The 20,240-nt window shown below is 64.3% G+C and carries 21 protein-coding genes; 13 read left to right on the top strand and 8 right to left on the bottom strand.

Annotation, left to right across the window (positions count from 1 at the left end; genetic code table 11):
• The first annotated feature begins 5 nt into the window (after positions 1–5).
• The 9 genes from CFB46_RS15820 (at position 6) to CFB46_RS15780 (ending at position 7,999) form a co-directional block, all read left to right on the top strand.
• Positions 6–1,496, top strand: coding sequence for an NADH-quinone oxidoreductase subunit M (locus CFB46_RS15820; RefSeq protein ID WP_089500455.1), 1,491 nt, complete (start codon positions 6–8; stop codon positions 1,494–1,496).
• 39 nt (positions 1,497–1,535) lie between these two features.
• Positions 1,536–2,990 (top strand): NADH-quinone oxidoreductase subunit NuoN, encoded by a 1,455-nt coding sequence (gene nuoN, locus CFB46_RS15815; protein ID WP_027784976.1) that lies wholly within the window; start codon positions 1,536–1,538, stop codon positions 2,988–2,990.
• Positions 2,990–3,286, top strand: a complete 297-nt coding sequence (locus CFB46_RS15810; RefSeq protein WP_089500453.1) for a DUF2818 family protein — start codon at positions 2,990–2,992, stop codon at positions 3,284–3,286. Before nuoN ends, CFB46_RS15810 begins: the two co-directional genes overlap by 1 nt.
• Before the next feature lie 39 nt (positions 3,287–3,325).
• Positions 3,326–3,916: an NUDIX domain-containing protein gene (locus CFB46_RS15805; RefSeq protein WP_027784975.1), complete on the top strand. Its 591-nt coding sequence runs from the start codon at positions 3,326–3,328 to the stop codon at positions 3,914–3,916.
• Between the two features lie 136 nt (positions 3,917–4,052).
• Positions 4,053–4,475, top strand: coding sequence for a DUF1178 family protein (locus tag CFB46_RS15800; RefSeq protein WP_006478278.1), 423 nt, complete (start codon positions 4,053–4,055; stop codon positions 4,473–4,475).
• Between the two features lie 201 nt (positions 4,476–4,676).
• Positions 4,677–5,873: an acyl-CoA dehydrogenase family protein gene (locus CFB46_RS15795; protein ID WP_089500452.1), complete on the top strand. Its 1,197-nt coding sequence runs from the start codon at positions 4,677–4,679 to the stop codon at positions 5,871–5,873.
• 19 nt (positions 5,874–5,892) lie between these two features.
• Positions 5,893–7,026, top strand: coding sequence for an acyl-CoA dehydrogenase family protein (locus CFB46_RS15790; RefSeq protein WP_089500451.1), 1,134 nt, complete (start codon positions 5,893–5,895; stop codon positions 7,024–7,026).
• A 38-nt stretch (positions 7,027–7,064) separates the two neighbouring features.
• On the top strand, positions 7,065–7,526 hold the full coding sequence (locus CFB46_RS15785) for a MaoC family dehydratase (protein WP_089500450.1): 462 nt from the start codon (positions 7,065–7,067) through the stop codon (positions 7,524–7,526).
• The gene (locus tag CFB46_RS15780) at positions 7,523–7,999 is read left to right on the top strand and encodes a MaoC family dehydratase (RefSeq protein ID WP_089500449.1); all 477 of its coding nucleotides are present in this window, start codon (positions 7,523–7,525) and stop codon (positions 7,997–7,999) included. Before CFB46_RS15785 ends, CFB46_RS15780 begins: the two co-directional genes overlap by 4 nt.
• A gap of 47 nt (positions 8,000–8,046) precedes the next feature.
• On the opposite strand, the gene CFB46_RS15775 is transcribed toward CFB46_RS15780, so the two are convergent.
• Both CFB46_RS15775 and CFB46_RS15770 read right to left on the bottom strand, forming a co-directional pair.
• Positions 8,047–8,739, bottom strand: a complete 693-nt coding sequence (locus tag CFB46_RS15775; RefSeq protein ID WP_089500519.1) for a glutathione binding-like protein — start codon at positions 8,737–8,739, stop codon at positions 8,047–8,049.
• Positions 8,740–8,958: 219 nt separating this feature from the next.
• Positions 8,959–9,750: an oxepin-CoA hydrolase, alternative type gene (locus CFB46_RS15770; protein ID WP_089500448.1), complete on the bottom strand. Its 792-nt coding sequence runs from the start codon at positions 9,748–9,750 to the stop codon at positions 8,959–8,961.
• 202 nt (positions 9,751–9,952) lie between these two features.
• On the opposite strand from CFB46_RS15770, the gene CFB46_RS15765 reads away from it, so the two are divergent.
• Positions 9,953–10,609, top strand: a complete 657-nt coding sequence (locus tag CFB46_RS15765) for a glutathione S-transferase family protein (protein ID WP_089500447.1) — start codon at positions 9,953–9,955, stop codon at positions 10,607–10,609.
• 42 nt (positions 10,610–10,651) lie between these two features.
• Here CFB46_RS15765 and CFB46_RS15760 read toward each other — a convergent pair whose 3' ends face one another.
• On the bottom strand, positions 10,652–11,824 hold the full coding sequence (locus CFB46_RS15760) for a pyridoxal phosphate-dependent aminotransferase (protein ID WP_089500446.1): 1,173 nt from the start codon (positions 11,822–11,824) through the stop codon (positions 10,652–10,654).
• 28 nt (positions 11,825–11,852) lie between these two features.
• The gene (locus tag CFB46_RS15755) at positions 11,853–12,350 is read right to left on the bottom strand and encodes a putative toxin-antitoxin system toxin component, PIN family (RefSeq protein ID WP_027784966.1); all 498 of its coding nucleotides are present in this window, start codon (positions 12,348–12,350) and stop codon (positions 11,853–11,855) included.
• A gap of 57 nt (positions 12,351–12,407) precedes the next feature.
• On the opposite strand from CFB46_RS15755, the gene yaaA reads away from it, so the two are divergent.
• The 3 genes from yaaA to CFB46_RS15740 all read left to right on the top strand — a co-directional run bounded on the left by yaaA (position 12,408) and on the right by CFB46_RS15740 (position 15,938).
• Positions 12,408–13,190, top strand: a complete 783-nt coding sequence (gene yaaA / locus CFB46_RS15750) for a peroxide stress protein YaaA (protein ID WP_089500445.1) — start codon at positions 12,408–12,410, stop codon at positions 13,188–13,190.
• A 138-nt stretch (positions 13,191–13,328) separates the two neighbouring features.
• Positions 13,329–14,483: a M14 family metallopeptidase gene (locus CFB46_RS15745; protein ID WP_089500444.1), complete on the top strand. Its 1,155-nt coding sequence runs from the start codon at positions 13,329–13,331 to the stop codon at positions 14,481–14,483.
• Between the two features lie 91 nt (positions 14,484–14,574).
• A protein-coding gene (locus CFB46_RS15740) for an IS3-like element ISBmu5 family transposase (protein WP_089500228.1) occupies positions 14,575–15,938 on the top strand; the annotation gives its coding sequence in 2 pieces (ribosomal slippage) (positions 14,575–15,037 and positions 15,037–15,938; 1,365 coding nt in all).
• A gap of 78 nt (positions 15,939–16,016) precedes the next feature.
• Here CFB46_RS15740 and CFB46_RS15735 read toward each other — a convergent pair.
• From CFB46_RS15735 to CFB46_RS15720, 4 genes are all read right to left on the bottom strand, one after another.
• Positions 16,017–16,673, bottom strand: coding sequence for a BspC domain-containing protein (locus CFB46_RS15735; RefSeq protein WP_027784963.1), 657 nt, complete (start codon positions 16,671–16,673; stop codon positions 16,017–16,019).
• Between the two features lie 139 nt (positions 16,674–16,812).
• Positions 16,813–17,487 carry an energy-coupling factor ABC transporter permease gene (locus CFB46_RS15730; RefSeq protein ID WP_089500443.1) on the bottom strand — a complete coding sequence of 225 codons (675 nt, stop codon included), beginning with the start codon at positions 17,485–17,487 and terminating at the stop codon, positions 16,813–16,815.
• Between the two features lie 76 nt (positions 17,488–17,563).
• A complete protein-coding gene (locus CFB46_RS15725) occupies positions 17,564–18,403 on the bottom strand; it encodes a LuxR C-terminal-related transcriptional regulator (protein ID WP_089500442.1) in 840 nt (279 codons plus the stop codon).
• 209 nt (positions 18,404–18,612) lie between these two features.
• Positions 18,613–19,830, bottom strand: coding sequence for a DUF2863 family protein (locus tag CFB46_RS15720; protein ID WP_089500441.1), 1,218 nt, complete (start codon positions 19,828–19,830; stop codon positions 18,613–18,615).
• Positions 19,831–20,240: the final 410 nt, after the last annotated feature.

Here is a 20,240-nt window from a genome sequence, read left to right as displayed (position 1 = left end):
CACTAATGCACGCTTTTCCGATTCTCAGTACCGCGATCTGGCTGCCGATCGTTTTCGGCCTCCTCGTGCTTGCGGTGGGTAACGACAAAAATCCGGGGACGGCCCGCTGGGTCGCGCTGATCGGTGCGCTGCTCGGCCTCGCGGTCACGCTCCCGCTGATCACGGGCTTCGATTCGAGCACGGCCGCGCTGCAGTTCGTCGAGAAGTCGACCTGGATCGAACGCTTCGACATCTCGTATCACCTCGGCGTCGACGGCATCTCGATGTGGTTCGTCGTGCTGACCGCGCTGATCACGGTGATCGTCGTGATCGCCGCATGGGAAGTGATCACCGAGAACGTCGCGCAATACCTCGCGGCGTTCCTGATCCTGTCCGGGATCATGATCGGCGTGTTCTCGGCGGCCGACGGCCTGCTGTTCTACGTGTTCTTCGAGGCGACCCTGATCCCGATGTACATCATCATCGGCGTGTGGGGCGGCCCGAACCGCGTGTATGCGGCGTTCAAGTTCTTCCTGTACACGCTGGCCGGTTCGCTGCTGATGCTGGTCGCGCTGATTTACCTGTACACGGAAACGCACTCGTTCGACCTCGCGACGTGGCAGAACGCGAAGATCGCGATGACGCCACAGATCCTGCTGTTCATCGCGTTCTTCCTCGCGTTCGCGGTGAAGGTGCCGATGTGGCCGGTGCACACGTGGTTGCCGGACGCGCACGTGGAAGCGCCGACGGGCGGCTCGGTCGTGCTGGCCGCGATCATGCTGAAGCTCGGCGCATACGGTTTCCTGCGCTTCTCGCTGCCGATCACGCCTGACGCGAGCCATTTCCTGGCGCCCGTCGTGATCACGCTGTCGCTGATCGCGGTGATCTACATCGGCCTCGTCGCGATGGTGCAGGCCGACATGAAGAAGCTGGTCGCGTATTCGTCGATCGCGCACATGGGCTTCGTCACGCTCGGCTTCTTCATCTTCAACCAGCTCGGCGTCGAAGGCGCGATCATCCAGATGATCTCGCACGGCTTCGTGTCGGGCGCGATGTTCCTCTGCATCGGCGTGCTGTACGACCGCGTGCACTCGCGCCAGATCGCCGATTACGGCGGTGTCGTGAACGTGATGCCGAAGTTCGCGGCATTCGCGATGCTGTTCTCGATGGCCAACTGCGGCCTGCCGGGTACCTCGGGTTTCGTCGGCGAGTTCATGGTGATCCTCGCGGCCGTCCAGTACAACTTCTGGATCGCATTCGGCGCGGCGTTCACGCTGATCCTCGGTGCGGCCTACACGCTGTGGATGTACAAGCGCGTGTATTTCGGCGCGGTGGCGAACGATCACGTTGCCAAGCTGAAGGACATCGGCCGTCGCGAATTCCTGATGCTCGCCGTGCTCGCCGCGTTCACGCTGCTGATGGGCCTGTATCCGAAGCCTTTCACCGACGTGATGCACGTTTCCGTGGAAAACCTCCTCTCCCACGTCGCGCAGTCGAAGCTGCCGCTGGCCCAGTAATCGCGAGCGGAGGAACTCAAGATCATGCAAAACGCCTCTATGAATGTCCTGTTGCCTGACGCGCTGGTGATGGCCGCCATCGTCGTCGCATGGCTGAACGACACCTTTACCGGTGCTTCCGGCCGCCGCCTGACCTATCTGATCGCGGTCGTTTCGTCGGTCGTCGCCGGCGCGTGGTTCGCGGTCCAGGCGCTCGACCCGCAGCAGTACTACTTCTTCTCGAAGATGGTCGTCGTCGACTCGTTCGCGAGCATGATGAAGGCCGTCGTGTCGTTCGGTTTCGCGGTCTCGCTCGTCTATTCGCGCAAGTACCTCGAAGACCGCGACATGTTCCGCGGCGACGTGTTCCTGCTCGGCATGTTCTCGCTGCTCGGCCAGCTGGTCATGGTGTCGGGCAATAACTTCCTGACGCTGTACCTCGGCCTCGAACTGATGTCGCTGTCGCTGTACGCGGTCATCGCGCTGCGTCGCGATGCAGCGCAGTCGAGCGAAGCCGCGATGAAGTACTACGTGCTGGGCGCGCTCGCGTCGGGTTTCGTGCTGTACGGCATCTCGATGCTCTACGGCGCGACCGGCTCGCTCGAGCTCGGCGAAGTGTACAAGGCGGTCGGCGGCAACACCGACGCGGCCGTGCTGATGTTCGGCGTGGTCTTCATCGTCGCCGGTATCGCGTTCAAGCTCGGCGCCGTGCCGTTCCACATGTGGGTGCCGGACGTCTACCAGGGCGCACCGACCGCGATGACGCTGTTCGTCGGCGGCGGCCCGAAGGTTGCCGCGTTCGCGTGGGGCCTGCGCTTCCTGGTAATGGGCCTGCTGCCGCTCGCGCAGAACTGGCAGACCGCGCTCGTGATCCTCGCCGCGCTGTCGCTGATCGTCGGCAACATCACCGGTATCGTCCAGCGCAACATCAAGCGGATGCTCGCGTACTCGGCGATCTCGAACATGGGCTTCGTGCTGCTCGGCCTGCTCGCGGGCATCGTGAAGGGCGACGCGGCGGCACCGGCGAACGCGTACAGCTCGGCGATGTTCTACGCGATCGTCTACCTGATCACGACGCTCGGCTCGTTCGGCGTGGTGATGCTGCTCGCACGCCGCGATTTCGAAGCCGAAACGATCGACGACTTCAAGGGCCTCAACAAGCGCAGCCCGGTGTTCGCGTTCGTGATGATGGTCATGATGTTCTCGCTGGCCGGCATCCCGCCGACCGTCGGCTTCTACGCGAAGCTCGCCGTGCTCGAGGCGACCGTCAACGCGGGTCTCACGTGGCTCGCCGTGCTGGCCGTGATCACGTCGCTGTTCGGCGCGTTCTACTACCTGCGCATCGTCAAGCTGATGTACTTCGATGCCCCGCAGGATTCGACGCCGATCTCGGGCGATTTCTGCAAGCGCACGATCCTCGTGCTGAACGGCCTGGCGGTCGTCGTGCTCGGCCTGATCCCGAGCCCGCTGCTGACCGCCTGCCTGCAGGCAATCCGTCACACGCTGCCGCTGTAATGTCGGCAGCCGGCTGGTTCATCGTGCTGTTGGCGCTCGTATGCGCCAACCTGCCGTTCCTGAACCAACGCCTCTTCGCCGTCGTGCCGTTCGGCGCGACGAAGAAGAATGCGTGGATGCGGATCGGCGAGCTGATCGTGCTGTACTTCGTCGTCGGCGCGCTTGGCTTCTGGCTCGAGTCGCGCGCCGGCAACCGCTTCGAACAGGGCTGGCAGTTTTACGCGATCACGTTCAGTCTCTTCGTCGTGTTCGCGTTTCCCGGCTTCACGTTCCAGTATCTCGTCAAACGACGCTGACGGCTCCGGCCGTCCGTCGTGCTCATTCAGGAGCCGCCGATGGCCGAACTTCCCAATCACGACGCCGCACTGACCGAAACCTGCCTCGAGAGCGAGGCGATTTTCGAAGGCGCATTCCTCAAGCTCAAGCGCGACACCGTCCGTCTGCCGGACGGCAAGAAGGCCACGCGCGAATACGTGCAGCACCCGGGTGCGGTGATGGTGATCCCGCTGTTCGACGACGGCCGCGTGCTGATGGAAAGCCAGTTCCGCTATCCGATCGGCAAGGTGATGGCCGAATTCCCGGCCGGCAAGCTGGATCCGAACGAAGGCGCACTCGCGTGCGCGGTGCGCGAGCTGCGCGAGGAAACGGGCTACACGGCGCGCGAATACGTGTTCCTGGCCCGCATTCATCCGATCATTTCCTATTCGACCGAATTCATCGACCTGTATCTCGCGCGCGGGCTGACGGCCGGCGAACGCAAGCTCGACGAAGGCGAATTCCTTGAAACCTTCACCGCGACGCTGGCCGACCTGCAGGAATGGGTGCGCACGGGCCAGATCACCGACGTGAAGACGATCATCGGCACGATGTGGCTCGACAAGGTGCTGTCCGGCACGTGGCCGCTCGGGCCGGTCGTCACGCCCTGAGCACGGCGTCGGCGGCGGCCGGAGCGCCGCGTTACAATTCCATGACGCGGCGCGCCCGTGCCGCGCGATCCGGATTTAGCACGATCGTTCACAAAACCGCTTTTTGCGCTACACTCGTCACACGCCCTGATTCAGCATGAAGGTCCTCGATTTACAGTGTCCGCACGGTCATCGGTTCGAAGGCTGGTTCGCTTCCGCCGATGAATTCGAAGCGCAGTTGTCCCGCAAGCTGGTCGAATGTCCGGTGTGCGGAACGACGGAGGTCAACCGTCTGCCGTCGGCGCCGCGCCTGAACCTGTCGGGCGCGACGCAGGCGCAGCCGGCCGATCCGCGTGCGCTGCAGGCGCAGGTGATGCGCGCGCTGCGCGAGGTGCTGGAGAAGACCGAGAACGTGGGCGAGCGCTTCGCCGAGGAAGCGCGGCGCATCCATTACAACGAGGCGCCGGCACGCAGCATTCGCGGCGTCACGACGCCGGAGGATGCGCAGTCCTTGGTCGAGGAAGGCATCGACGTGATGCCGCTGCCGATTCCAGCCGCGCTGAAAGAACCGCTGCAATAGCGTACGCAGTGTGTCCTTGCCGGGCCGGACGGTCGCGGCAAGCCTTGCATGGGATCAGTGTAGGCGCTGACGCGCCAACGCTGATCGACCGCGAAGCATGGGACCGGAGTAAGTGCTAAAGCACTCACTCCGGCCGACCGCGAAGCATGGGACCAGAGTAAGCGCTAAAGCGCTAACTCTGGTCGACAGGAGACACTGCGCATGGATCTGGATTATTCCCCCGCCGACGACGCGTTCCGCGCCGACGTCCGCGCCTGGCTCGAGGCCAACTTGCCTCACGCACTGCGCGCCAAGGTACTCGATCACAAACGACTCGACCGCGAGGATTTCGCGAGCTGGCACCGGATTCTCGGCCAGCGCGGCTGGTCCGCGCCTGCGTGGCCGGTCGAATATGGCGGCCCGGGCTGGAACGCGACGCAGAGGCACATCTGGGACGAGGAGTGCGCGCGGATCGGTGCGCCGACCGTGCTGCCGTTCGGGGTGTCGATGGTCGCGCCGGTCCTGATGAAATACGGCAGTGAAGCGCAGAAGCGCCGCTATCTGCCGCGTATTCTCGACGGCTCGGACTGGTGGTGCCAGGGTTATTCGGAGCCGGGTTCCGGGTCCGACCTCGCGTCGCTGCGCACGCGCGCCGAGCGCCACGGCGATCACTACGTCGTCAACGGCCAGAAGACCTGGACCACGCTCGGCCAGTACGCCGACATGATGTTCTGCCTCGTGCGCACCGATCCGGCCGCGAAGAAGCAGGAGGGCATCTCGTTCCTGCTGATCAACATGAAGACGCCCGGCATCACCGTGCGCCCGATCGTGATGCTCGACGAGGACCACGAGGTCAACGAAGTGTTCTTCGAGGACGTGAAGGTGCCGGTCGAGAACCTCGTCGGCGACGAGAACCGCGGCTGGACCTACGCGAAATACCTGCTCGGCCACGAGCGCACCGGCATCGCGCGCGTCGGCGCGTCGAAGCGGGAGCTCGCGTTCCTGAAGCGGGTGGCGTCGAACCAGCGCAAGAACGGCAAGCCGTTGCTCGCCGATCCCGTGTTCGCCGCGAAGGTCGCGGCGCTCGAAGTCGAGTTGATGGCGCTGGAAGTGACGGTGCTGCGCGTCGTCAGCCGCGAGACGAGCGGCAAGGGGCCCGGCCCCGAGGCGTCGATGCTGAAGATCAAGGGCACCGAGGTGCAGCAGGCGCTCACCGAGCTGATGGTCGAAGCGATCGGCCCGCTGGCCGCTCCGTTCGACGTGCCGTTCCTCGACGGCGAGCGCGAACACAGCATCGCGGGCGACGACGATGCGGCGCCGCTCGCCGCGTACTACTTCAATTACCGGAAGACGTCGATCTACGGCGGTTCGAACGAGATCCAGAAGAACATCATCGCGCAGATGATTCTGGGGCTGTGATCAGGGAACGGAGACAACCATGGATTTCAGCTTTACCGATGAGCAGCAGCAGTTCGCCGACGCGCTGCGCCGGTATCTCGGCGAGCAATACGGCTTCGAAGCGCGTCAGGCGATCGTGCGCAGCGATGCCGGCGTGTCGGATGCGCAGTGGAGCGCATTCACCGAACTGGGATTGACCGCGTTGCCCGTGCCCGATGCCCAGGGCGGCTTCGGCGGCGGCCCGGTCGACATGCTGGTCGTGATGCAGGAGCTCGGCCGCGCGCTCGTGATCGAGCCATACTGGGCCACGGCGGTCGGCGTCGAAGCACTGCGGATCGCCGGCTCCGGCGCAGGCGCCGACGCCGCGCTGCTGGAGGCGGTCGCGCAAGGCCAAAAGCGCTTGGCGGTCGCGTTCCACGAACCGCAGGCGCGCTACGACCTGTACGAACTCGACACGCACGCGCGGGAGCAGGGCGGCACGTACCGGCTGACCGGCACCAAGTCGGTGGTTCAGCACGGCGCCCAGGCGCATGCGTGGATCGTGCCCGCGCGGGTCGACGGCGGCGGCATCGGCCTCTTTGTCGTCGAACGCGATGCGGCCAACGCGAAGGTGGTCGACTACCGGACCATCGACGGCCAGCGTGCCGCGACGCTCGCGTTCGACGACACGCCGGCCCGACTGCTGACGGGCGGTGCGCGCGACGCGGCGGCACTCGAGCAGATCGCCGATTACGCGACCTTCCTGCTGTGCGCGGAAGCGGTCGGCGCGCTCGACGAACTGAATCGCGCGACGGTCGAATACACGAAGACGCGCGAGCAGTTCGGCGTGCCGATCGCGCGTTTTCAGGCGCTGCAGCACCGGATGGTCGACATGCTGATTCATGCCGAGCAGGCGCGTTCGCTGACCTATCTCGCGGCGGTGCGCTACGCGAACGGCGATGCCGATGCACGGCGCAAGGGCGTGTCGGCCGCGAAGGCGCGGGTCGGTGCGGCCGCGCGCTTCGTCGGCCAGCAGGCCGTCCAGTTGCACGGCGGCATGGGCGTGACCAACGAGGTGGCCGCCGCGCACCTGTTCAAACGGCTGTCGATCATCGAGACGACGCTCGGCGATACCGATCATCACCTCGCCCGCATCGCGGCGCTGCCCGATTTCGCGCAGACCGACGTAGCATGACGGCGACGCGCGAGCGCGCCAGACAAGGAGACTTATCAGTGGGCATCAGTTACGAAGACCTGGTGGTCGGCAGTACGACCGAAGTGGGCCGCTACACGTTCGAGCCCGACGACATCAAGACGTTCGCGAAGCGCTACGATCCGCAGCCGTTCCATATCGACGAGGAAGCGGGGAAGGCATCGCATTTCGGCGGCCTCGTCGCGAGCGGCTGGCATACGTGCTCGGTGTTCATGAGCCTGCTGGTCAAGAAGCTCGGGCCGGATTCGACCAGCATGGGCTCGCCGGGCATCGATTCGATCCGCTGGCTGAAGCCGGTCCGCGCCGGCGATACGATCACGATGTACCAGAAGGTGCACGACAAGCGCGTGTCGGAGAGCAAGCCCGATCGCGGCATCGTGTCGACCGAATGGGTCGGCGTGAACGAAGCCGGCGAGACGGTGATCAGCGTGCATACCAAGGTGATTTTCGGGCTGCGCCGTCCGGAGGGCGCGAATTCATGACCGACGTGACCTTGCCGCTGATCGCATCGGCGCAGGCGTTGCGGGAGCGGGTCGGCGCGGAGCCGCTCGCGAGCGGCTGGATCGAGATCGACCAGCCGCGCGTCGACGGTTTCGCCGACGCGACCGGCGATCATCAGTGGATTCACGTCGACCCCGAGCGCGCGCGGCGCGAGTCGCCGTTCGGCGGGCCGATCGCGCACGGGTTCCTGACGCTGTCGCTGATTCCTGCGTTGATGACCGACGCCATGCGCTTCGAGCAAAAGATGGGCGTGAACTACGGGTTGAACCGCGTGCGGTTTTTGAAGCCGGTGCCGGTCGGCGCGCGCGTGCGTGCGCTGTTCGCGGTGAAGGAAATCGCAGACGCCGCGCGCGGCGGCATCCAGGTGACGTGGTCGGTATCGATGCAGATCGAGCGCCCCGACGCGCCGCTGCCGGTATGCGCGGCCGAGTTCATCACGCTGCATTACTTCTGAAGCACGGAGCGGCATGCACGGATGCCGCTCCGCTCGTCATGCGCTTGTCAGCGTTTCGCGTATTGCGTTGCGCCGAACAGCACCTCGCGTGCCTTGTCGTCCTGCAGTGCCTTGCGCATCGACGCGAGCACCTCGACGCCGCGCTGCACGGCCGGTCGCGCGGCGATCGCCTCGTGCCAGCGCTTCACGTTCGGCAACGCGTCGAGCACGATGCCCTGGTTCTGCCACGAGCGCGTCCACGGGAACGTCGCGATGTCCGCGATCGTGTACGTGTCGCCCGCGAGATACTCGGATTCGCCGAGGCGCTTTTCCATCACGTTGTACAGGCGCTTCGCTTCGTTCGTGTAGCGGTCGACCGCGTACTCGATCTTCTCCGGCGCATACAGGCGGAAGTGGTGCGCCTGCCCGAGCATCGGGCCGACGCCGCCCATCTGGAACATCAGCCACTCGAGCGTCGCATAGCGCGCGGCCGGATCGGTCGGCAGGAACTTGCCGGTCTTCTCCGCGAGGTAGATCAGGATCGCGCCCGATTCGAACAGCGAGATCGGTTGTCCGCCCGGGCCGTCCGGATCGACGATCGCGGGGATCTTGTTGTTCGGGCTGATCTTCAGGAACTCGGGCTCGAACTGGTCGCCCGCGCCGATATCGACCGGATGCGCGCGATACGCTAGGCCCGTTTCCTCGAGCATGATGTGCACCTTGTGGCCGTTCGGGGTCGCCCAGCTATAGACGTCGATCATCGTCAACTCCTGTATGGCATGCGCGAAAACGGCGCCGGCGGCGCCGCGACAGGCGGTCATTAGAGCATGGATCGACACGGGCTGCTGGCGACGGAAACGCGCGTGCCGCGGGCATGCGCGGCCGGGCCGCGGATCGTCGCGACGTTGCGCGCGGCGGCGACGGGCCGCATCGGATGGACACGCGGCGGCGTGGGTCGGTTCGAAGGCCGACGCGGCGGATCAGCGCTTGTAGCGCGGCTGGCGTTTCTCGAGAAAGGCGGTGATGCCTTCGAGGCCGTCCGCATGATGCAGCGACGCGACGAAATGATCGCGCTCGGTGCCGAGGTGCGCATCCAGCGGTTGCGCGCTCGCGTCGTCGAGCAGCGACTTGATGCGCGTGAGCGCATTCGGCGAGATGCCGGCGAGCGCGTCGGCCCATGCCAGTGCGTCGCTCAATGCCGTGCCGGGCGCGGCGAGCCGGTTGACGACGCCGAGCGCATGCAGGCGTTCGGCGGCGACCGGCTTGCCTTCGAACAGGATCTCGGCCGCGATCGCACGCGGCAGCGCGCGGGCGAGAAACCATGAGCCGCCGCCGTCGGGCGTCAGGCCGACGCGCGCATACGACATCACGAATTTCGCGTCGTGTGCGGCGACGATCAGGTCGCACGCGAGTGCGAGCGAGAAGCCCGCGCCGGCCGCGGCGCCTTCGACGGCCGCGATCACCGGCTTCGTCGACGCGCGGATCGCCGTTACCCATGCCGCGAGCTGATCGATGCTGTCGGCCTGGAAGGACGGATCCTTCGAGCGATTCTCGAGCAGCCGGTTCAGGTTGCCGCCTGCGCAGAAGAAACGATCGGCACCCGTCAGCACGACGGCGCGAATCGCCGGATCGCGCTCGGCGGTGGCGAGCGCTTCGATGCCGGCCGCGTACATGTCGGGATGCAGCGCGTTGCGCGCGCCGGGATTGGACAGCGTGAGGACGAGCGTCGATTCGCTCTCGGGCGGACGCGAGGCCAGCAGTTCAGCACTCATGCGAGCATGTCTCCATCGGGTGGCGCGGCGGCGACGCCGCATGTGTCGTTCGGACAGACGGAGATGACGCCGCAGCGGAGGTAATGTCGTCATGACGAACGCACGACTTGCTTTAGACTAGCACGAACGTGCTTTTCAGCGTGATGAATCCCGATGCGGCCGGCATCGATGCGGCCGCGCTTCAGCAAGGAAGGAGACCCTGATGCTACAGCTGTGCGGTATTCCGTTGTCCAACTACTACAACAAGGTGAAGTTCGTCCTGCTCGAGCACGATATTCCGTTCGAGGAAGTGACGTGCGGTTTGCCGATCAGCGATCCGGTCCGGCTCGCCGATTCGCCGCTCGGCAAGATTCCGTTCCTGAAGACCGAAGAGGGCGCGCTGTTCGAGTCGCAGGTGATCATCGAATATCTGGCGGCGCGCTATCCCGGGAAAGGCATTTTCCCCGCGAGCCCGTTCGCGGCGGCGAAGGTGCGTGAACTGGTCGAGACGCTCGAGCTGTATCTCGAATGGATGGCGCGCGAGGTGTACACGGAAGCGTTTTTCGGCGGCAAGGTCAGCGACGGGACGAAGGCGCGCGTCGAGAAGCGCCTGCCGCGCGCGATCGATGCATTCAAGCAGATGACGCAGTTTTCGCCGTATGTGCTCGGCGAATCGTTCGGCCTCGCCGACATTGCCTCGTGGGTCCATTTGCCGGTCATCGGCATGGCGACGAAGGCCATCTTCGGCCGCGACTTCCTGCTCGATGCAGGCATCGACTGGAAGGCGCACGCGAAGACGGTGAGTGAACGCCCGGCCGCGCAACGCGTGGCAGCCGAGCGCAAGGCGTATGTCGAAGCGGCGAAGGTCGTGCGTTCGTAAGCGCGGTTTCCCAAGGGCGGCGTGCGGCCGCCCGTGCGGGTCTTACAGGCGCGCGAGCCGTTCGAGCGCGGACGCGAGCGTGCTTTCCTGCTTCGCGAAGCAGAAGCGGACGACGCCCGATTCGTGCGGCTCATGATAGAACGCCGACACCGGAATGGCGGCCACGCCGATTTCCGACGTGAGCCACTTCGAGAATTCCGCTTCGGGCAGGTCGCTGATCGCCGAGTAATCGACGCACTGGAAGTACGTGCCCGTGCACGGCAGCAGCTTGAAGCGCGTGCGCTCGAGGCCGGCCCGGAAGAAGTCGCGCTTTTGCTGATAGAAGCCCGCGAGCGACAGGTACGGCGCCGGGTCGCGCAGGTAGTCGGCGAGCCCGATCTGCATCGGCGTGTTCACCGTGAACACGTTGAATTGATGGACCTTGCGGAACTCCGCGGTCAGCGCGGCAGGCGCCGCGACGTAGCCGACCTTCCAGCCCGTCACGTGGTAGGTCTTGCCGAAGCTCGACACGATGAAGCTGCGCGCGGCGAGCTCCGGGTAGCGCGCAACGCTCTCGTGGCGCGCACCGTCGTAGACCATGTGTTCGTAGACCTCGTCGGACAGGATCAGCACGTTGGTGCCGCGCACGATGTCCTCGAGCTTGCGCATGTCCGCCTCGCGCCACACGGTACCCGTCGGGTTGTGCGGCGTGTTGATCAGGATCATCCGCGTTTTCGGCGTGATCGCGGCCGCGAGACGGTCGAACGGGATCGCGTAGTCGGGCGCCTTCAGCGTGACGAACACGGGCTTGCCGCCGGCGAGCTCGATCGAGGGCAGGTAGCTGTCGTAGGTCGGCTCGACGACGATCACTTCGTCGCCCGGATGCACCGTGCACAGGATCGCCGTCAGCAGCGCCTGCGTCGCGCCGGCCGTCACGGTGATTTCGGTGGCCGGATCGTAGTGCCGGCCGTATACCTGCGCGATCTTGGCGGCGATCGCGTCGCGCAGCGGCGCGACGCCGGCCATCGGCGGATACTGGTTGTGCCCGTTGCGCATCGCGGTTGCGACCGCATCGACGATGCGCGGATCGCAATCGAAATCAGGAAAACCCTGGCCGAGATTTACCGCGCCTTTTTCGGCGGCAAGCGCGCTCATGACCGTGAAGATCGTTGTGCCGACGTTCGGCAGGCGCGAGGGGAAAACGGGCGTCGTTGGCATATCTGAAGGAGCGTTCATCGATACGGTCGAATGCGGATGGGGGGCGTCAGGCGGGCGTCGCCGCGGCGGGCGGCGCGGCGTCGAGTGCGCAGGCCTCCACGAACGGCGCGGGTTGCGCGATCCGGAAACCGAAGTCGCGTGCGGTGCGCTTCGCGAGCTTCAGCAGCGCGCGGTCTTTCGACACGAGCCACTCGGCCTGCGCGGCGCGGGCGAGTTCGAGAAATTTCTGATCGTCGCGGTCCTTGCACTTCGGCAGCGGCGGCGCGTCGGCGTCGACGGGCGGCGGTTCGACGAGGCTCGCGAGCCGGGCGACCGTGGCGAGGGCGGCAGCCTTGTCGATCGCACGCGACTGGAACTGCGGATAGTCGAGCACGTATTCGAGTTCGGTCAGGCAGCGGCCGTCGATCACGGCGGCAAGCATGCCGTGCTCCAGCGCGGCACGGATCGGTCGCGTAGCGGGGTCGTCGAATACGAGGATGTCGATCCAGACGTTCGAGTCGAGCACGACGCGGTGTGCGGCATGCGGGGCGAGAGAGCGGGTCATTCGTTACAATCGGTGGTTTTCGTCTGACCGCAAGGCACGGCGTGCCAGCGAGCCTCTATGATAATCGTTCTCTCTCCCGCCAAATCCCTCGACTACGATACGCCCCCGCACGTCCAGTCTTACACGAAGCCTGCATTCGTCGACGACGCGTCGGAGCTGATCGACGGCCTGCGCAAGCTGTCGCCGCAGGACATCGCGACGCTGATGGATATCTCCGATCCGCTCGCGCGCCTGAACTTCCAGCGCTACGCCGACTGGTCGCCGACTTTCACGCCGGCCAACGCGAAGCAGGCCGTGCTGGCGTTCAATGGCGACGTCTACGAAGGTTTCGACGCGAAATCGCTGTCGTCCACCGATCTCGACTATGCGCAGCAGCACGTGCGCGTGTTGTCGGGCCTGTACGGGCTGCTGCGTCCGCTCGATCTGCTGCAGCCGTACCGGCTCGAGATGGGCACGCGGTTCGCGAACGCGCGCGGCAAGGATCTGTACGCGTTCTGGGGCGACCGCATCACGCGAGCGCTGAACGAGCAGCTCGAGATGCGCAGCGGCGCCGCGCGCGTGCTCGTCAACTGCGCGTCGACCGAATACTTCAAGTCGGTCAAGCCGAAGCTGCTGGCCGCACCGGTCGTCACGCCGGTATTCGAGGACTGGAAGGGCGGCCGCTACAAGATCATCAGCTTCCATGCAAAACGCGCGCGCGGCCTGATGGCGCGTTTTGTCGTCGAGAACCGTATCGCCGACCCGAAGGCGCTGAAGGCATTCGCGACCGACGGCTATGCGTTCGATGCGACTGCGTCGAACGATTCGACTTACGTATATCGCCGGCGCGTCGGCGAGTGACCGTGCCGGCCGTTCACGAGACGGCCGGTGCATGCATGAGGCCGGAGTAAGCGCTAAAGTGCCAACGCCGGTCGACAGCTTTGCATGGGATCGGCGTAAGCGCTAAAGCGCTAACTCCGATCGACAAAGGAGAGATAGATGGCCGTTTCGATTACCAGTAATTTCGACGCAGGTGCAATCGACGTCGTGTCGTGCGACAGCCCCGACGCGATCCGGCTGCGCGTGCGCGGCGACAATCGTTCGGAGTTCGCGCAATGGTTTTACTACCGCTTGACGGGTGCGCGCGGCGAGCGATGCGTGATGACGTTCGAGAACGCAGCCGAATGCGCGTATCCGTCCGGATGGCGCAACTACCACGCGGTGGCGAGCTACGACCGGGTCGACTGGTTCCGCGTGCCGACGACGTTCGACGGCAAGACGATGACCATCGACCATACGCCGGAGTTCGACAACATCTACTACGCGTATTTCGAACCGTACTCGGAAGAGCGCCACGCGGCGTTTCTCGGCGCGGTCCAGCAGTTGCCGCAGGCGAGCGTCGTCGAGCTCGGCCGCACGGTCGAAGGCCGTCCGATGTCGCTGCTGACGCTCGGTACGCCGGAAACCGATGGTGCGCCGAAGAAGAAAGTATGGGTCATCGCGCGCCAGCATCCGGGTGAGTCGATGGCCGAGTGGTTCGTCGAAGGCCTGGTCAAGCGGCTGGCCGGATGGGGCGACTGGGCCGGCGATCCGGTTGCGCGCAAGCTCTACGATCGCGTGATGTTCTACATCGTCCCGAACATGAACCCGGACGGCAGCGTGCACGGTAACCTGCGCACCAATGCGGCCGGCGCGAACCTGAACCGGGAATGGATGGCGCCCGATGCCGAGCGCAGCCCTGAGGTGCTGGCCGTGCGCGACGCCATCCACGCGATCGGCTGCGACATGTTCTTCGACATTCACGGCGACGAGGATCTGCCGTACGTGTTCGTCGCCGGCTCGGAGATGCTGCCGAGCTTTACCGAGCAGCAGGGCAAGGAGCAGGCCGCGTTCATCGACGCGTTCAAGGTCGCGAGCCCCGACTTCCAGACCGAGCACGGCTACGCGGCGAGCAAGTACAAGGAAGATGCGTTGAAGCTCGCGTCGAAGTACATCGGCCACCAGTTCGGCTGTCTGTCGCTGACGCTCGAAATGCCGTTCAAGGACAACGCGAACCTCCCCGACGAGCGCGTCGGCTGGAACGGCGAGCGCAGCGCGGCGCTCGGCGCGGCGATGCTGGCCGCGATCCTGGTGCACGTCGACACGTTCGCGTAAGCGCAGCCGTCGTCGCATGAAAAAAGCCGGCGCATCGCGAGTGAACTGCACCCCAAAAGTTGGACTAGATCCAACCTTTGGGGTGTTTTTCATGACGAAGTACGACGAACGTTTCCGACGTCAGGTGGTTCAGGCATACCTGGCTGGAGAGGCTGGGACCAAGACACTTGCGCATCGTTACGGCGTGGGTAGCACGATGGTCCGACGTTGGGTGGCGAGCTATCGAGAGCATGGCGAAGACGGACTGAGCAAGAAGCACAGCCACTACGACGCGCGATTCAAGCTATCGGTGCTCCAACGGATGTGGCGCGATGAGTTGTCATATGCCCGAGTGGCGGTGGTATTCGGCATTCGCAATGAACGGAGCATCCCGGTTTGGGAGCGCCTGTATCATGAGGGCGGTATAGAAGCCTTGATGCCTCGTCGCCGAGGACGTCCCCCGAAGATGACCACCTTGCCGCCACCGAAGCCTACCGATGATGCCGCGCAGAAAGAGCCGAGCCGCGAGGAACTGCTCAAGGAAATCGTGTATTTGCGCGCGGAGGTGGCATACCTAAAAAAGCTCGATGCGCTGCTGCAATCAAAGAAGCAGACAGCGCCCAGGAAAAAACGCAAATAATACGTGAGCTTAGGCAATGCCATCCGGTAGCCGCGTTACTGAAGGCGGCAGGTCTGGCACGCAGCACGTTCTATTACCAACTCAAGGTATTGGATGCTGGCGATCGGTATGCGGATCTCAAAGTGAAGATCCGGAGCGTGTACGACCACCACAAGGGCCGTTACGGCTATCGGCGAATCACGACAGTGATCCGGCAAGCGGGACACGCGATCAATCACAAGACCGTGCAGCGGTTGATGGGACAACTGCAGTTGAAATCTCTGGTACGCCCGAAGAGATATCGTTCCTGGCGAGGCGAAGTCGGCCGCGTTGCCCCAAATCTACTGCGGCGGCAGTTTGATGCTGAACGCCCGAATCAGAAGTGGGTGACCGACGTGACCGAATTCAATGTAGGGGGCCAAAAGCTCTATCTGTCGCCGGTAATGGACTTGTACAACGGGGAGATCGTCGCTTACCAAATGGATGAGCGCCCGAGCTTCGAGTTGGTCAGCGGCATGTTGAAGAAGGCGGTGGCCAAGCTCGATGATGAAGGACGGCCGTTACTGCATTCGGATCAAGGCTGGCAGTATCAGATGCCCGCCTACCGTCGGTTGTTGAAGCAGCATGCGCTCACCCAGAGCATGTCGCGCAGAGGTAACTGCCTTGATAACGCAGCCATGGAGAGCTTCTTCGGCACGCTGAAATCCGAGTGCTATCGGCTGGCGCGCTTTACGAACGTGGAGCAGTTGCGAGATGCGTTGAGCCGCTACATTCACTACTACAACCACGAACGCATCAAGCTCAAATTAAACGGGCTGAGTCCCGTGCAATACAGGACTCAGCCCTCGGCCGCTTAGATTTTAACCGTCCAACTTCGTGGGGTCAGTTCAGAGATGCGCCGGCTTTTTTGCTGCTGTCGTTGCCGCTCCGTCGTATCAGGACTTCTTCGCGGTTTTTTTCTTCACGGCTTTGTTCTGGCCGCTCGACTTCTTCGTTGCGACGGCCTTCTTGCTGCCGGTGCGGCCCGATGCCTTCGCCTTGGCCTTGCCGCGGTGCGACTTGCCCTTGAACTTCTTCGTCGAAGACGACGAGCGTTCGACGCGCGGCTTCAGCGGCGGAACCGGGTCGTTCCAGCTGAACGCGAGCATCTGCTGGCCGACATAGCCGCAACGGAATTTCAACGGCGTCGGATCGCCGCCGTTGCTGTGGATGCCGAGCCCGTCGACGGTGACGATATTGTCGACTTTCACGCGCTGCTTGCCTTGGTCGAACGAGTCGTTCCACGGCGTGATCGTCGCGTTGCCGCTGTCGAATGCGTTCGGTGCGAAGTCGACGCGGTCGAAGGCCGTCGACGTGCTGGCGATGAAGCTGCCGTGCGCCGCACAATCGGCGACGAGCGGATCGGCATGCATCTCGTTGACGAATTTGTTGATCAGTTCGGAGCGCTGGTCGAGCAGGTCGGCGAATACCGGAGCGGGAAGCGCAAGCGACAGGCCCGCGATACAGGCTGCCAGCTTGCCGAGCGCCCGGAAAATCCGGAGCGAGGCAGGTGAGCTGTCCATCTGGTTATTGGTGAGGAGCGAAGGAGACATCGGGCACGTATAGATGCCCGATGAAGAACAGGAGTTCAATCTTAGCGTAAAAAAGTTGTGCGGCAGTAGGTGGCGTATTCGACGCGCGCTGCGGAAGTGCCGCCGGTACGCGTGTGCGTCGAGCCGATCCGGAGGAAATTCAGGCGCGCGGGCCGCCGAGGCGGTAGCGCCGGACGTCGAAGGTCGTGACCCACGCAGGGCGATAGACGGCGATGAGTGCCGTTGCCATGCCGGTGAACCATGCTTCGCCGAGCGCGAGCAGCGCGGTGTTCAGCAGATAGCCGGCCGGAATCACGACGGGCACGCCGTCCGCGAGCGCGAGCTGGACGCCGGCCGCCGCGGCGGCGACCGCGACGATCGCGATGGCTGGCGACAGGAAGCCCTGCCCGGTGATGAACGACGCGAGGTTGTGCGGCAGCCAGGCGAGGGCGGCGCGCTGCAGCAACGCCGACACGCCGACAGGCAGCGCACCGTAGATCAGATAGGTCAGCCCGATGCCTTGCCACGGCGCGTCGAAGATGACCGCTGCAATCGCCGTGACGACGCCCATCGCGATCAGTGCGAGTGTCCAGTCGAACAGCGTGACGAGCAACGTTGCGCCGAGCAGGTGCATGACGATGCCATCCTCGAGCCATGCGTTCGATGCCCACAGGACCGTGATCGCAGTGACGAGTGCAAGCCACACGTGCTGAAGCGTGGCGTCTTGCAGGCGTACGAAGGGGCGCTTCCAGATCGCGAGCGTGAGCAAGGCCACGGCGGCGATCCAGCCACCGATGCCAACCCAGAGCGGAAGCGGTGTGAAAAGAAAACCCATGCGTTCATATTACTCGTTGAGCATCAAAGGTGGGAGCCTGCACATGCCCGACCGTCGCAATATCGAGACTGTTTGCCTAGCGCTCGCGCCGGAACCGCGCCGGCGGCTCGGCGGCGAGCGGCAGATCCTGCGTGCCGGCATTCGCGGTGGGCAACGGGTATGGACGGTCGTGCCGTTGTGTACGTAGGGGCGCCGGGCCGTGTTCTCCTATGGCCGGATTGCGGGCGCGGTTGCGGTTCGCCAGCAGCACCTCGAGATGGGGCGACAGCCAGCCGTTGTAGATCGCGACCGCGGCGGCCCGGTTCGCGGCGCCGAGTTGCTGGAAGATGCTCGCGAGGTGGATCTTCACGGTGCCTTCGCTGATGCCGAGCGTACGCGCGATCATCTTGTTCGTGCTGCCCATGTGGACGAACCGCATGATCTGCGCTTGGCGCGGCGACAGGAGGCCGCTCGGCGGCCGCCGGGGCAGCGAGCCGGCGAGCGTCTGGAAATGGGCGTCGTGGCGCGCCGTCGTCGCCGTGGACGGCAGCAGGCTGAGGGCGATCGGCGGAATGTAGTGTCCGCCCAGCAGGACGATCTCGAGCGCTCGCACGATCAGGTGCGGCCGAGTGGAATGCGGGATCACGCCCGCGACGCCGTAGTTGAAGAAGCGCTGGATGGCTTCGGGCGAGGTGTCGTCGACCAGGACGGCGACCGGTGTCGGCGAGCACGCATTGCCGAGTGCCTGAAGCTCGCTGAGCCGGCCCACGTCCAGCCAGTCGATCGCGACGAGGTCGAAACGCTGGTTGCGCAGCAGCCGGCGCGCCTGGAAACCGTCAGGCGCATCGTTGATGCTGGCGTGCCGGTCGATCTGCCGCAACAGGGTCTTCAGTCCGTCACGCCGTTCGGCGTCTGAGTTAAGTACCAAGAACCGCATATTCAACCTCCGTAAAGTGAGTCATTGCCTGCTGTCGGGTATTGGCTGGCCCCGATAATGACAAAGACCTTACACGCTGTCTGCTTGTCTGAAAGGCTTAGGAAAAGTTCGAAATTTTGGGCGACCGGCGTCGGATAAGAAAAAAGCCGCTTCGGCGGGCACCGGAAGCGGCTTTGGGCAGGGCAGGCTGTCGAGGCCTGCGGGGTGGGTCAGTGGAAGTGCGGCTGGGCGGGTGACGCGTCTTCCGGCATTTCCGCATGGACGATTTCGCCGAGCGGATCGGCGTAAAGCGGCACGCCGCAGTCGTCGCAATATTCGGGCTCGAAGCGGCCCGCGTGCCGGCGGACGTCGGTTACGCCGCATTCCTTCAGCAGGCTCACGATTTCCTCGAGCGGCCCTTCCATCGGCGCTTCGCCTTCGAGCGTCGCGTTGTCGATCGATACGTCGCCGTTTTCACGGCCGTAGAGCGGCCACACGACGCCGTAGATCACGTCGTTGCTGGCACGCCGCGTGAAGCCGACGCGATACTCGTCGATACGACGTTCGCCGAAGCCGGCGACCACCGCGCGCAATTCCTGCGGCGCCGCACCAAGTGTGTCGAATAGATAACGAATGGCCGTTCGGACGGTGTGCGGACGCACGCGTTCGTCCGCATCGCGACAGGCCGAGTAGTACGCGTCCGGAAGCAGGCATTCGAACTCGCAGCCGGGCAACGCGATCGACAGGTTCGGGCCGCCTTGGGCCGTCCATTGTTCGAGGCACTGGCCGCGCTCGATCCGACTGCCGTTTTCTTCTTCCTGCCAGCGGAACAGCGGCGAGCCGGTGGGTGCTGCGACGACTGCCAGCAGGAAGCGCGGATCGGCCAGGATCGGCGAGGTTTCCGGCAGGTCGCCGAAGCTCAGCTTCGGGGTGTTCTGGCCGATTGCCGCATGGGCGAGTTGCTGGGCCAGCCGGTAGGTTTCCACGTGGTGCCGCGGCAACTGGTCGATGCTGTAGAGGAACGGTGCAAGCCCGACGAGGGTGCCGTTCGCGAGCACGTGAGCCTGCAGGTGCGTTCGCAGCGCGTCGGCAACGTCGCTCTTGAGCGGGCCCGACGGAATCATGTAGCGCGTCCAGGCGAGAACGGGGACGGCGACCAGCAGCGCATCGTACGGTTGGCCGTCGTGTTCGATCACCATCGACTCGCTGTGTGTCTCGGCCATGTCGGCGAGCGCACCGTAGGCGTCGGGATGATTCTGCTGAAGATGGTCGAGCGCGGCATCGAGCGTGGTCTGATTGCCGTTGCGGACAATCTTGGCGAGCAGCGCATCGAGCTTCGCTTCCCAGAAGCGATCCTCGATGCGGCTGCCCGACGCGAAGAGCGCAAGCGACAGACCGACCAGTTTGTCGGCATCGGGGGGGAGGCGTTTGGCGATTCGCTGGCGCATATTAAAGACGTATATAGAAAGAGGCGAAGAACCTCACATTCTAGTCCGTTCTTTGCACCATAAGCGGCATCGTGCCCAGACACGGCCGGACGGCCGAATTGCGACGTTTGTAAAAAAGTTGCTTCAAGCCCCTTGCGCTCGCGGCGTGAGCTGCATAGAATCACGCCTCTTTCGCGCTAACGGAAACGCGGCGCGGGAGGAAGGGAAGCGGTGCTGGTGAGGTTCGGTGGTAACGAGCCTTGGCGGTGCAGGAAGATGGGCCCCGCAGTCGCAACGAAGCAGTTAAAAAGTTGTTGACGAGCTGCGAAACACGGTTCATAATCTCGCTTCTCTGCTGCTGAAAACGCAGCGCTGCCGGGAAACTTCAGGTTTCTCGCAGAAATGCTCTTTAAAAATTAACAGCCGATAAG

Origin of the sequence: Burkholderia sp. HI2761 (assembly GCF_002223355.1) — a bacterium.
Lineage (GTDB): Bacteria > Pseudomonadota > Gammaproteobacteria > Burkholderiales > Burkholderiaceae > Burkholderia.
This window is presented reverse-complemented; position numbering and strand designations above follow the sequence as displayed.